This window comes from Nocardia sp. NPDC052001, from assembly GCF_040680615.1.
In the GTDB taxonomy this organism is placed as follows: Bacteria; Actinomycetota; Actinomycetes; order Mycobacteriales; family Mycobacteriaceae; genus Nocardia.
On record NZ_JBFAXC010000016.1, the window covers coordinates 96,426 to 108,950 of the forward strand.

Here is a 12,525-nt window from a genome sequence, read left to right on the forward strand (position 1 = left end):
GCCCCGCCACGGCGGCGCGAGAGAACCACAGAGGTATTCACAATGGAAGTCGCTGTCGGACAGCTGTTCACGGGTTTGAGCCTCGGCTCTATCCTGCTGCTCGCCGCGCTGGGTCTGTCCCTGACCTTCGGTCAGATGGGCGTGATCAATATGGCGCACGGCGAATTCATCATGGCCGGGTGTTACACCACATTCGTTGTACAGCAAGTCATTCACTCCACCGGCGTCGCGCTGATCGTGTCGCTGTTCGTCGGTTTCCTGGTCGGCGGTCTGCTGGGCGCCGCCCTGGAAATGGGTCTCATCCGCTGGATGTACGACCGCCCGCTCGACACCCTGCTGGTCACCTTCGGCGTCGGCCTGGTGCTCCAGCAGGTCACCCGGGACATCTTCGGCGCGCCCGCCAAGAACGTGGTGGCCCCCGACTGGCTGACCGGCGGCATCACCATCGCCGGAACGGTCGTCCCCAAGACCCGCATCTTCATCATGGTGCTGGCGGTCGCCGCGGTCATCGCGCTGGCCACCGCGCTCAAGACCACACCGCTGGGCCGTCGCATCCGGGCCGTGGTGCAGAACCGCAGTCTCGCCGAAACCTCCGGCGTCTCTTCCCGATTCACCGATATCAGCACCTTCTTCATCGGTTCGGGCCTGGCCGCCGTCGCCGGTGTCGCGCTGACCCTGATCGGCTCCACCAGCCCCACCATCGGCCAGTCCTATCTCGTGGACGCCTTCCTGGTGGTCGTCATCGGCGGCCTCGGCCAGATCAAGGGCACCATCATCGCGGCCTTCGGCATGGGCCTGCTGAATTCCTTCGTCGAATACTCGACCACGGCCTCGGTCGCCAAGGTGATCGTCTTCATCGTGATCGTGATCTTCCTGCAGGTGCGCCCGCAGGGCCTGTTCACCGTTCGCACCAGGAGCCTGGCTTGACTTCCCGCCACGCCTATCGAGTAGCGGTCCCTGCTCTCACGAGCCGAGGTTTCTGCTTCACCGACGACTGCCGTCTCGGGGTATCCCGATGAGGACTTACGCCATCTCCACAGACTGCAACCGCCAGTCCGGCGGCCAGAATGTTCCGAGCTGCATTGACGTCACGATCGTGGGTGACACCGCAGGTTTCACAGGCCCATTCCCTGACCACCAACGGCATATCGTCGGCAACGGCTCCACACGCCGAACAGAGTTTGGACGAGGGGAACCATTGGTCGACGACGATCACCTCACGCCCGTACCGGGAACCCTTGTACTCCAGCATGGTTCGGAACTGTCGCCACGAAGCATCCACGATGGCCCGCGCGAGACCGCGATTGCGAACCATCCCTCGGACTTTCAAATCCTCGATAACGAGCGTTTGATTCTCACGCACGAGTCGAGTCGTCACTTTGTGCAGGTAGTCGCTTCTCCGATCAGCGATACGGCAATGGATGCGCGCAACCGCCCGGCGAGCCTTCTTCCGATTCTCGCCGTCGCCGGGGGCCTTCCGAGCCAGTCTCCGCTGCGCTCTGGCAAGTCTGATCTGTTCGCGGACTTCATGTTTGGGATTCATGACCTTCTCCCCCGTGGACAACACCGCAAGGCTCGCCAAACCCATATCGATACCAACCGCGGCATCGGTGACGGGCGGGGACTCGACTCCGGAGTCATCACACAGCAGCGATACGAACCATCTCCCGGCGCGGTCGCACGACACGGTGACCGTGGACGGCTGAATCCCCTCGGGCAGTGGTCGCGACCAGACAACCTTCAAGGGTTCGGCCAACTTGGCAAGCGTCAGCTGCCCGTCGTGGTATCGAAAGCCGCTGCGCGAGTATTCAGCACTGGCACGGGACTTCTTGAGGGATTTGAACCGCGGATACCGCGCCCGCTTATCCCAGAAAGCAACGAATGCGGACTGCAGGTGTCGCAGTACCTGCTGCAGCGGGACAGCCGCTACATCGTTCAGGAACGCAAGCTCGTCGGTCTGCTTCCACAACGTCAGCATCGCCGAAGTGGTGTTGTAGGTAATTCGTTCTCCGTGCAGGCGCCAGGCCTCACTTCGAGCTTCCAACGCCAGGTTGTACACGAACCGCACACATCCGAAAGTTCGCGTCAGCTCAGCTGCCTGCACATCGGTCGGATAGAAGCGAAATTTGAACGCCCGCTTCACAGAAGCGGATTGCATGATCAGAAAATTAGCACACCCGTTCGATACGCGCCTCGGTTTTCACGAACCCGGGCTCGCGTCACCTGCCGTCAGGCGCGGGCGTCTCGGGAAGGATTCCAATGACTTCCGTTGTGCAACGGCTCAGTACCAATTCCTCGCTCAAGGCCGTGGGCGGATTCGCCTTGGCCGCAATCGTTCTCTTCGGTCTGGCACCCGCGGTGCTCACCGATTTCCGGTTGAGTCTGCTCGCCAAATTCCTGTGCTTCGCCATTGTCGCGGTGGGCATCGGGCTGGCGTGGGGGCGCGGCGGGATGCTGACGCTCGGGCAGGGCGTGTTCTTCGGGCTCGGCGCGTACATCATGGCCATGCATATGCAGATGGCCGATGCCGCCAAGGCGCACGAGGATGTGCCGGAGTTCATGTCCATCGCGGGCATCTCCGAATTGCCTTCGTACTGGCAGCCTTTCGCTTCCGCACCGGTCGCGATCATCGGGATCCTGGTGCTGCCCGCCGCCATCGCGGCGGTGCTCGGGTTCGGTGTTTTCAAGCGCCGCGTCAAGGGCGCGTACTTCGCCATCCTGAGCCAGGCGCTCGCGGCGGCGCTGGCGATTCTGCTCACCGGACAGCAGACCATCGGCGGGTTCACCGGGCTCAGCGATTTCAAGACCTTCTTCGGCTTCCGGCTGGACGATCCGGTGAACCGGCGCATGCTGTTCTTCATCGCGGCGGGCGCGCTGCTGATCGTGGTGGCCGTGGCGCGGCAGCTGATGCACAGCCGGTACGGCGAACTGCTTGTGGCAGTGCGTGATCAGGAAGAACGCGTGCGTTTCCTCGGCTACGACCCGGCCAATATCAAGATCGTCGCCTACGTGGTGGCGGCGTTCTTCGCGGGTATCGCGGGCGCGCTGTTCACCCCGATCGTCGGCATCATCTCCCCCGCCGATATCGGCGTGGTGCCCTCCATCGCCTTCCTCATCGGCGTCGCCATCGGCGGGCGCACCACCCTGCTCGGCCCGGCGCTCGGCGCGATCGGCGTGGCGTGGGCGCAGACCAGCTTCTCCGAGGAATTCCCGTCCGGCTGGATCTACCTGCAGGGCGCGCTGTTCATCGTGGTGGTCGGCTTCCTGCCCGCCGGTCTGGCCGGATTCGGGCCCATCGCAAAGCAATTGGCCGAACGACTGCGGTCCGCGCGCAGCGCGCCGGCCGTTCCGGCGGGCACCGCGATCGTGGCCTCGGTCATGTCCACCGGCGCACCGGCCGAACCGGAAACCCCTGCGGACGAAGCGAAGGTGACCGCATGAAAATGGACAGCGAATACCTCGAGATCCGCGGCCTGTCGGTCAGTTTCGACGGCTTCAAAGCCGTCTCCGATGTGGATCTGACTGTGCTGCAGGGTGATCTGCGCTTCTTGATCGGCCCCAATGGCGCCGGCAAGACCACGCTCATCGACGCCATCACCGGATTGGCCGCCGCCACCGGCTCGGCACAGAAGTCCGGGAACGAGCTCATCGGCAAGAAGGTGCATCAGATCGCGCGGCTCGGGGTCGGGCGCACCTTCCAGACCGCCTCGGTATTCGAACAGCTCACCGTGCTGCAGAACCTCGATATCGCCGCCGGGGCAGGACGTTCCGCGCTCACCCTGCTGCGCAAGCGCAAATCGGTGCTGCCCGCCATCGAGGAGGCGCTCGAAACCATCGGCCTCACCGAACTGCGCGATAAGCCCGCCGGAATCCTCGCCCACGGACAGAAGCAGTGGCTGGAGATCGGCATGCTGCTGGTGCAGAACGCCTCGGTGCTGCTGCTCGACGAACCCGTCGCGGGCATGAGCGCCGAGGAACGCGAAGAGACCGGAAACCTGCTGCGCCGCATCGGAACCGAACGCGTCGTCGTGGTGGTCGAACACGATATGGACTTCATGCGCGCCTTCGCCACCTCGGTGACGGTGCTCGCCGGTGGCCGCGTGCTGAGCGAGGGCACCGTGGAAGAGGTGCAGGCCGATCCCAAGGTGCAGGAGGTCTACCTCGGCACCGCCGCCGCGGGCGAACTGCCGCCCGCCACCGAAGCCCCATCCACCGATGTCACGGAGGCCGCGAATGCTTGAACTCGTTGACCTGACCACCGGTTACGGCCGCACCCAGGTGATTCACGGTGTTTCCCTGACGGTTCCGAGTGACGGCGTGGTCGCCGTCATGGGGCACAACGGCGCCGGGAAGACCTCGCTGCTGCGCGCGGCGGTGGGACTGCTGCCCGCCAAATCCGGCAGGATCCGCTTCAATGACGAGGACATCACCAAGATGTCGCCGTCCAAGCGGGTGAAGCGCGGTATCGCCTATGTGCCGCAGGGACAGCAGTCGTTCCCGCAGCTGTCCACCATGGAGAACCTCCAGGTGGTGGCGGACGGGCGCAAACGCGCCAAGGAACTCATCGCCGAATCCCTGGACCTGTTCCCGGCTTTGAAGGAACTGCTCACCCGCAAGGCCGGGCTGCTGTCCGGTGGTCAGCGCCAGCAGCTCGCCATTGCCCGCGCGCTCATCACCGAACCGAAACTGCTCATCCTGGATGAGCCGACCGAGGGCATCCAGCCGTCCGTCGTCGCCGAAATCGAGCGCACCATCATCGATCTCACCAATCGCGGTGGTTTGAGCGTGCTGCTGGTGGAACAGCACATCGGCTTCGCGCTGCAGGCCGCACAGCAGTACTACGTGCTGCAATCGGGGCGCATCACCTCCACCGGGGCGGGTGGAGCGGGCGCGGAATCCGATGTCCGACTGGCCATGGCGATCTGATCAGGCGATCCGACATGGCGCGCAGGGGGCGTATTCCATTGTCCGAGCGGGTCTACCTGGCCCTGCAACGAGACCTGGCGGCAGGCGTCCTGACCCCCACCGAACGGCTCGGCGAGGAACGCCTCGCCGAGACCTACGGCGTCTCCCGCACCCCCGTCCGCGAGGCTTTGGCGCGCCTCTACGCCGACGGTCTCCTGGAACGCCACACCGACGGCCTCTACCCCTACCGCCCCCGCGTCAACGAACTCGGTGACCTCTACGAACTCCGAATCGTCTTGGAAGCCAGGGGAATCCAGCGGTTGCAGCATATGGACGACGCGTCCCAGCTGCTCCATGACGCCGAGGCATTGCGCCGCGAGTTGGAGCTGTGGCGGCAGCTACGCGACCAGCCACCCGAGCCGGGTGCCGAACTCATCGCCGCCGATGAGCGATTCCACTCCACCCTGCTCGTAGCGGCGGGCAATTCGGCCCTGGCCGACGCCCTCGCCACCGTGCACGCCCGCGTCCGCCCGGTCCGCGCCATCGATATGCCCACCGCCGAACGCGTAGCCGCCATGGCCGAGGACCACATAGCGATCGCCGAAAGCCTGCTCGCAGGCGACCTCGACACGGCCTTGCGCACCCTCATGGCCCACCTCACCAGCTCCCGAGCCCACGTCCTCACCCGAGCCAAGCGCGCCATCGAAATGACGAAACTGGCCCAGGCCGTGCGGGAGTGACACCGTCGAGTGGTGGCCGGTGACTGGGACAGCCTGTTAGCGTGAGGCATGGTGTCGACGCAGCCACGCATCGCTCCCGGCCGCCTCCGGGAGCTCGGTCCTGTCAATTGGGTTGTCTGGCAAGCGCTCTCCCGCGCCGCCGGGACCGAGGACGCCCATCTGTTCAGCACGCTGGGCCGCACCGGCGGACTGTTTCGCGGCTGGCTGCACTTCTCCGGCAAGCTCATGCCGGGCGGGCGGCTGCGTCGCTACGAATCCGAACTCGTCATTATTCGCGTCGCCCACCTGCGCGAATGCGATTACGAGATGGATCATCACATCCGGCTCGGTAAGCGCGCGGGCGTCACCCAGGAGAAACTCGACTGGATTCGCACCGGCCCCGCCGCCCCCGGCTGGAACGATAAGGAACGCGCCCTGCTGACCGCGGTCGACCAACTCGTCGCCACCCGCGACCTCGACGACATCGCCTGGCAGACCCTGGCCACCCACTACGACGAGCGCCGTCTCATCGAAATCGTGCTGCTCACAAACCAGTACGAGGGCCTGGCCAGCACCATCACCGCCCTGCGCATCCAAACCGACCACTGAAACGGCACCCCCTCTTCATCCCGGCATGCTTTTGGCCGGGATCCACACCCGCCGAGCACCAACGGTTTCCGTGGATTCCGCCCACAAGCACCGGGATGACGAAGCGGGGCATTCATAGCGCCGCCGCAGCCACGACCCCATTCCGTTCTGCGGGTATCAGGCGCGCTCGCTAGGGTTCCGCGCGGTGCCTGGCGCGGGAACCCAGTGCGAGAGGGAGGGTTTCGGCGGGGTGGTCGCCGCGGACTCGGGCGTGCAGGTGCATGTCATGCCAGCCGTCGGCGTGCAGGGTGGCGCTGCGGTTGACGCCCTCGAGGAGGAAGCCGCATTTGCCCGCCACCCGGCAGGATTGCTCGTTGTGGACCGAATGGCGCAGTTCCAGACGGTGGAAGCCGATATCGTCGAAGGCCCAGGAGGTGACCGCCTCGACGGCGCGCGGTGCGATCCCGCGGCCGCGCGCGCCGGGCATCACCCAGTAGGCGACGGCCGCGGTTCCGTGCGGTAACTCCATCCCCAGCACCGAGGCGCGGCCGACCACTCGGCCCGAACGGCTGTCGGTCACCGCCCAATTCGCGTCCACGCCGCCGTGCCAGGTGCGACCCCACGCCGCCACCAACTCCTCCGCCTCCTCGATGGTCTCGGCGGTGCGCCGATGCCAGCGCTGGATGAGCGGATCCTGGAAGGCCGTGAACACCTCATCGGCGTCGCGTCGCAGCCAGGGCCGCAACACCAGATCCTCGCCCGCCGGGAGCACCGGTTGCGCGGTTCTGGTGAAGGCTTCGGCGGCAACGATTGCCGGGATGGAACGCGGCATACTTCGAATTCTGCCCCGTGCGCCGCAGTGATGTCGCGGGAAATATCGATCGGCCGCAATCGGACTGCGGGGTCGCATTGCGGCAGCGGGCCGCCGGTTTCGCCAAAGACCGTCCAGCCAAACAGGATTCGTGGAGTCGCGACAACAGCCGACAGTGCCCGGCTACCTTCCCGGCAATCCCCGGCGCGATTCGGCCACTGGCGCGACTCGGACATCGGCAGCGGAATTCGTCCGGCTCACCCCGCCCGGAGCCAACCCCGCGCAACACTCACCCGACTCGGCAGGATCACCCCGCACGAGACTCGTCTACCCCACGGACGCGCACCGCCCACGGACTCATATGGCCGACGGGATCCGGTCGGCCCGCACGAGATTCGATCAGCCCGCGCGAGATTCGATCATGGCCGCGAGGCCGTCGAGGGTGCGCGCCAATCCGAAGTCGTAGGCGTGATCGGCACCGTAGGCGCTGTCGTGCGCCTGCCCGGCGGCGGCCCCCACCCGCGCGGCGAGCGGATAGCGCTCGGCGGGCATGACCCGTTCCAGCAGGGGCGCGGCGCGCTCCCACCAATCGTGATCGGATTCGCCGCTGTCGGCGGCCGCTCGCGCGGTATCGATGGCGATGCGCGCGACCGAGGTGACGAAGCCGAGCAGATAGGTCAGCGCGGCGTCCATCTCCACATCACTCAGGCCGAGTCCGTCGAACGCCCGCAGCTCATGGTCGTATTTGGCGGTGACGCCCGGCCCCAGCGGCGGCCGCGTGGTCGGCACGTACGCGACCCACGGATGCGTCGCGAGCAATGCCCGATTCTCCGCCGCGATCACGGAAACCTTGTCCCGCCAAGGCATTCCGGTGAGATCCGCGCGCGGCATCGCGTGGTAGACGGTATCGAGCATGAGATCCAGCAGTTCGGCCTTACCCGGCACATAGGTGTAGGTGGCCATCGGCGTCACCCCGAGTTTCGCCGCGACCGATCGCATGGTGAGCGCGCCCAGCCCCTCGGCATCGGCGATCTCCAGCGCCGCCGCGACCACCGCGTCCACGGTGGTGCGCTGCTTGGGCCCGCGCGCCGGACCGCCCTGTCCGGGCTCGCGCCACAGTAGTTCCAGCGTGCGCACCGGATCTCCGGCCGAACTGCGCTCTCGTGCGCCCATCGCCACCTCCACGCCGATCGTATCCATGTGACGCACGTCACGATGCAGGCCATCGGGAATTTACGTACAAAGTACAGCGTACTTAGTACAGAGTTAATCGGCAGCGAGGAGCCCCCATGAAGATCACCGCATCCGCCCTCTCCCTGAACGTGCCCGATCCGACCGCCTCGGCGAAGTTCCTCATCGACCACTTCGGCTTCACCGAGGCCATGTCCGCCGACGGCTTCGTCTCCCTGACCCGCCCGGACGCCGGAATCAATGTCATCTACCTGCGCACCGGCCTGGGCAGCTTCAAACCGGCAACCATCGCGGGCAGTGCCGGACAGGGTGTGCTGGTCGTATTCACCGTCGAGGACATCGACACCGAATACGCCCGAGTCCAGGCCGAAGGCGTCCCGATCGTCACCGAGATCGAGACCGAACCCTGGGGTGAGCGCTACTTCCAGACCCTCGATCCGAACGGAATCGTGATTCAACTCGTGCAGTGGGTCTAGTCGTGTCGATTCCGTCCCTTCCCGTTCGAGGAGTAGGTGAGGACCGATGAACGGTCCGCCTCGAACGGGAAGGACGAGCAATGCGCACAGCAATGGCAATCAGACTGGAGCTGAACCCGCCGGAATCCAAGACCTTCGACTCGGGTGCGGCATATGTCCGCCACCAGGTCGCGTGAGCGAGAGGATCGAACAATGCGACATATGGTGCTGATCCGCCTGGACCCCGCCGCCGCGCCCGCGGGCGGTCCCGATGAGCGGTTGATGGCGGATATGAACATCCTCATCGAAGAGATGACCAAGGCTGGAGTTCTGCTGGACACGGCCGGCCTGCGCCCCACCGAAGAGGGCACCCGCGTCCGCCAATCCGGCGGCAAGCAGACCGTCATCGACGGCCCCTTCACCGAAACCAAAGAGGTCATCGGCGGCTACTGCCTGCTGCAAACCCGCTCCAATGCCGAAGCGGTGGAATGGGCCTCGCGCTTCCTGCGCGTGCACGGGCCGGAGTGGGAGATCGAAGTCGAGGTCCGTCAGCTCGACGACCAGGGCTGACCGGATGCGGCCACCCGACGCGGAACCTCCCGGCCGCGAGGCTCATACCTCGCGGCCGCCGGAGGAACGCGCACGTCTAGCGGTGGAGGCGGCGTGGCGCATCGAGTGGCCGCGGCTCGTCGCCGGGCTCACCCGGATCGCCGGGGATATGGGCACGGCCGAGGAGCTCGCACAGGATGCCCTCGTGGCCGCGCTGGAGCAGTGGCCGCGTGACGGGGTCCCGCCGAATCCGGGCGGCTGGCTGATGCTGACGGCGAAACACCGTGCCATCGACCGGATTCGGCGCGACGCCACCTTCGCCCGCAAACTCGAATTACTCGGACATCAACTGCGCATCGACGAGCACGGGCCGCGCGCCGACGCGTTCGGCGACGATCCCGCGGCATCGGCCGTATCGGCGACCGACGAAGGCGACGCGTTCGATGATCTGCTGCGGATGATGTTCACGGCCTGTCATCCGGTGCTGACGCCGCCCGCGCGGGCGGCGCTCACGCTGCGCATGGTCGGCGGGCTGAGTACCGGGGAGATCGCACGGGCCTATGTGATCTCGGAATCGACTGTGGCACAAAGGATCGTGCGAGCCAAGCGCACTATCGCGGACTCGGGGGTGAAGTACGAGGTACCGCGCGGGGCGGAATTGGCGGCGCGGCTGGACTCGGTGCTCGAGGTGATCTATCTGATCTTCAACGAGGGGTACACCGCGACGGCGGGAGATCGCTGGGTACGCACCGAATTATGTGAGGACGCACTGCGTTTGGCGCGCATTCTGACCGGGCTGCTGCCCGATGAGCCGGAGGCGCACGGGCTGGCGGCCCTGCTGGAATTGCAGGCGTCCCGCCTCCAGGCACGGCACGGCACGGCCAATGAGCCTGTGCTGCTTGCCGATCAGGATCGCGCACACTGGAACGGGCTGTACATTCGGCGCGGCTTCGCGGCGCTCGGGCGCGCGCACGCACTGAACCGCGCGCAGGGCCGCCCACCGGGACGCTATGCGCTGCAGGCGGCGATCGCGACGGTGCACGCCATGGCCCCAACCGCCGCCGATACCGACTGGCGTCGCATAGCCGGACTGTATGCCGTGCTCGCCGAACGGTTTCCGTCACCGATCGTGGAACTGAACCGCGCCGTGGCGGTGGCCATGCTGCACGGTCCCGCCGCCGGACTCGAACTCGCCGACAAGGCGGCACAATCCGGCGCGCTCGACGGCTACCACCTGCTGCACGCGGTACGCGGCGATCTGCTCGCCCGCCTGGACCGCGGCCCCGAAGCCCGCGCCGCCTTCCTGCGCGCGGCCGAACTCACCGGCAACAGCACCGAACAGGCGCTGCTGACCGGTCGGGCAGAACAAATCCACTCGAAGGACGAGTAACCCCGCGCGGCGACACCGGCCCTTCCCTGATGCATTGTTACGCCGGGCCGCCGCAAAAGTTTTGAGCATAGACGGCTCACCAGCGAGAACCCCGGAAGATTCCGGTTCGGCGCGCCGATCCGGCTCCCACGGGAACCGCCGCGCGGCGCGTACGGTGGAAGCCTCTTCGCCCTAGTCGTGATTACGAAAACCATTGGAATTCTCGTGATCTCGGTCGCGCCGATCCTGTTCGGCGTCGGCAGCCCGGCCGCGTACGCGGACACCGGCACACCGCCCGCCGGAAACTCCAGCCCCACCGGCGGCAGCAGCAGCGCGCAGGCACCGACCAAACCGTCGCGGACCGGGCCGGTCTGGCAGGGCGGCGGATTGCGCTGGGTGACCGATACCGGGCAGGAGCGCAGGCGGGTCACAGCGGCCGAGATCGCGCGGTTGTCGGAGTACACCGACGGACTCTCGGACCTGTCGGTGGGATTTCTGCAATTGACCGCAGGACTCTCCCAGACCGCTCCCACGCTGCTCGGATTGGCCTCCGGCGTCACCTCGCTGTCACCCGGGATGTCCGAGTTGTCCTCCAGCCTGTCCGAACTGGCCTCCAGTTCGAGCGGAGCGGCCGGATTCCTGGAGCCGTCCTGGGTTTTCCCGCGACCGGCGCTGAAAGCCATGGCGCTGAGCATCGTTCCGCTGGATCAGTTCGGCGCGTTCGACCAGATCATCTCGCACGAGAGCAGTTGGCGGGTGTTCGCCGTCAACCCCTCCTCGGGCGCGTACGGACTGGCTCAGGCCCTGCCCGCGCACAAGATGGGCGAGGAGGGACCGGACTGGATCTTCAATCCCCTGACCCAATTGCGCTGGGCCTACAAGTACATGAACGAGCGCTACGGCAGCCCGATGGCGGCCTGGGCGTTCTGGCAGGAACACAACTGGTACTGAATCAGCCTGGATTTCCAGCTCTCCGCCCCGGGGCCCGGTCGTATTCGACCGGGCCCGAACGCAATTCGAATACCGTAGACCGCGCTCAGTTGAGTGCGGTGCGGAAGACCTCGACCGCCGGGGTGGTCTCGCGGCCGAGCAGTTTGCGCAGGTCACCGCTGTCGACGGCGAGGATGCCCTGGGCGATGCCCGCGTCGGCGTCGGCGAGGACCGCGGCGTAACCGGCGGGGACGCCGTTCTGCTCGAGGGCGGCGGCGTAGTCGGCCTGGGGCAGGTCCTGGTAGCGCACCGGCTTACCGGCGGCCTCCGAAATCGCCTGTGCCAGTTCGGCATAGGTGGCCAGATCGCCGCCGAGTTCGTAGGTCCGGCCCTCGTGCCCGGGGGTGATGAGCACCTTGGCGGCGGCCTCGGCGTAATCGGCGCGGGCCGCACCCGCCACCTTGCCCTCGCCCGCCGCGCCGTAGAAGACGCCGGACTCGGCCGCCGCGGTGACACCGTTCAGGTAATTCTCCCAGTACCAGCTGTTGCGCAGCCGCACCACGGGTACGGACGCCTCATCCAGCGCGGCCTCGGTGCCCCGGTGCTCCTGCGCCAGGATGAGCTCATTGCGCTCGGCGTTCGGAATGCTGGTGTAGGCCAGCAGGTTCACGCCCGCGCGCTCGGCGGCGCGAATCACATTGGTGTGCTGGGCCACTCGGCTGCCGAATTCGTTGCCGGAGATCAACAGGACGCGGTCGACGCCCGCGAAGGCACGGTCCAGCGCCTCGGCGTCGTCGTAGCTCGCCTCGCGAACCTCGACGCCGCGCTCGGCCAGATCGGCGACCTTCGAGGCATCGCGGACCACGGCTACGGGCTGTGCGCCCTCGCGCAGCAGCGCCTCGATGGTGAGACGACCCAGCTGACCACTTGCTCCGGTGACGGCGACGGTCATGACTTCCTCCAGGTATTCAAGGGAATGAACTGCGGTATCGACGTGTACTAACTAAT

14 protein-coding genes are annotated in these 12,525 nt (G+C 66.4%); 10 read left to right on the top strand and 4 right to left on the bottom strand.

Annotated elements, in window-relative coordinates; translation table 11 throughout:
- The first annotated feature begins 42 nt into the window (after positions 1-42).
- Positions 43-927: an urea ABC transporter permease subunit UrtB gene (gene urtB, locus AB0L82_RS40020; RefSeq protein WP_364649414.1), complete on the top strand. Its 885-nt coding sequence runs from the start codon at positions 43-45 to the stop codon at positions 925-927.
- A 13-nt stretch (positions 928-940) separates the two neighbouring features.
- Here urtB and AB0L82_RS40025 read toward each other — a convergent pair whose 3' ends face one another.
- Entirely contained in the window at positions 941-2,158 is a 1,218-nt protein-coding gene (locus tag AB0L82_RS40025; protein WP_364649417.1) for an RNA-guided endonuclease TnpB family protein, read from the bottom strand.
- A 101-nt stretch (positions 2,159-2,259) separates the two neighbouring features.
- On the opposite strand from AB0L82_RS40025, the gene urtC reads away from it, so the two are divergent.
- Genes urtC through AB0L82_RS40050 form a run of 5 tightly spaced genes read left to right on the top strand, consistent with a single transcriptional unit; the run spans position 2,260 to position 6,233 of the window.
- A complete protein-coding gene (gene urtC / locus AB0L82_RS40030; RefSeq protein ID WP_364649420.1) occupies positions 2,260-3,441 on the top strand; it encodes an urea ABC transporter permease subunit UrtC in 1,182 nt (393 codons plus the stop codon).
- Positions 3,438-4,241, top strand: coding sequence for an urea ABC transporter ATP-binding protein UrtD (urtD, locus tag AB0L82_RS40035; RefSeq protein WP_364649423.1), 804 nt, complete (start codon positions 3,438-3,440; stop codon positions 4,239-4,241). The genes urtC and urtD overlap by 4 nt, the downstream gene beginning before the upstream one ends.
- Complete coding sequence (urtE, locus tag AB0L82_RS40040) at positions 4,234-4,926, top strand: urea ABC transporter ATP-binding subunit UrtE (RefSeq protein ID WP_364649426.1); 693 nt, start codon at positions 4,234-4,236, stop codon at positions 4,924-4,926. Before urtD ends, urtE begins: the two co-directional genes overlap by 8 nt.
- A 14-nt stretch (positions 4,927-4,940) precedes the next feature.
- Complete coding sequence (locus tag AB0L82_RS40045) at positions 4,941-5,645, top strand: GntR family transcriptional regulator (protein WP_364649429.1); 705 nt, start codon at positions 4,941-4,943, stop codon at positions 5,643-5,645.
- Between the two features lie 48 nt (positions 5,646-5,693).
- The gene (locus AB0L82_RS40050) at positions 5,694-6,233 is read left to right on the top strand and encodes a carboxymuconolactone decarboxylase family protein (protein ID WP_364649432.1); all 540 of its coding nucleotides are present in this window, start codon (positions 5,694-5,696) and stop codon (positions 6,231-6,233) included.
- Positions 6,234-6,402: 169 nt separating this feature from the next.
- Here the strand turns inward: AB0L82_RS40050 and AB0L82_RS40055 are convergent, their stop codons facing one another.
- Positions 6,403-7,044, bottom strand: a complete 642-nt coding sequence (locus tag AB0L82_RS40055) for a GNAT family N-acetyltransferase (RefSeq protein ID WP_364649435.1) — start codon at positions 7,042-7,044, stop codon at positions 6,403-6,405.
- A 378-nt stretch (positions 7,045-7,422) separates the two neighbouring features.
- Positions 7,423-8,196: a TetR/AcrR family transcriptional regulator gene (locus tag AB0L82_RS40060; RefSeq protein ID WP_364649537.1), complete on the bottom strand. Its 774-nt coding sequence runs from the start codon at positions 8,194-8,196 to the stop codon at positions 7,423-7,425.
- Between the two features lie 116 nt (positions 8,197-8,312).
- Here AB0L82_RS40060 and AB0L82_RS40065 point away from each other — a divergent pair, with 116 nt between their 5' ends.
- The 4 genes from AB0L82_RS40065 (at position 8,313) to AB0L82_RS40080 (ending at position 11,538) form a co-directional block, all read left to right on the top strand.
- Positions 8,313-8,690, top strand: a complete 378-nt coding sequence (locus AB0L82_RS40065) for a VOC family protein (RefSeq protein WP_364649438.1) — start codon at positions 8,313-8,315, stop codon at positions 8,688-8,690.
- A 192-nt stretch (positions 8,691-8,882) separates the two neighbouring features.
- The gene (locus AB0L82_RS40070; RefSeq protein WP_364649441.1) at positions 8,883-9,239 is read left to right on the top strand and encodes a YciI family protein; all 357 of its coding nucleotides are present in this window, start codon (positions 8,883-8,885) and stop codon (positions 9,237-9,239) included.
- A 4-nt stretch (positions 9,240-9,243) separates the two neighbouring features.
- The gene (locus AB0L82_RS40075; protein WP_364649444.1) at positions 9,244-10,608 is read left to right on the top strand and encodes an RNA polymerase sigma factor; all 1,365 of its coding nucleotides are present in this window, start codon (positions 9,244-9,246) and stop codon (positions 10,606-10,608) included.
- A gap of 204 nt (positions 10,609-10,812) precedes the next feature.
- Positions 10,813-11,538 carry a transglycosylase SLT domain-containing protein gene (locus tag AB0L82_RS40080; RefSeq protein WP_364649447.1) on the top strand — a complete coding sequence of 242 codons (726 nt, stop codon included), beginning with the start codon at positions 10,813-10,815 and terminating at the stop codon, positions 11,536-11,538.
- 85 nt (positions 11,539-11,623) lie between these two features.
- On the opposite strand, the gene AB0L82_RS40085 is transcribed toward AB0L82_RS40080, so the two are convergent.
- Positions 11,624-12,469: an SDR family oxidoreductase gene (locus AB0L82_RS40085; protein ID WP_364649450.1), complete on the bottom strand. Its 846-nt coding sequence runs from the start codon at positions 12,467-12,469 to the stop codon at positions 11,624-11,626.
- Positions 12,470-12,525 lie beyond the last annotated feature (56 nt).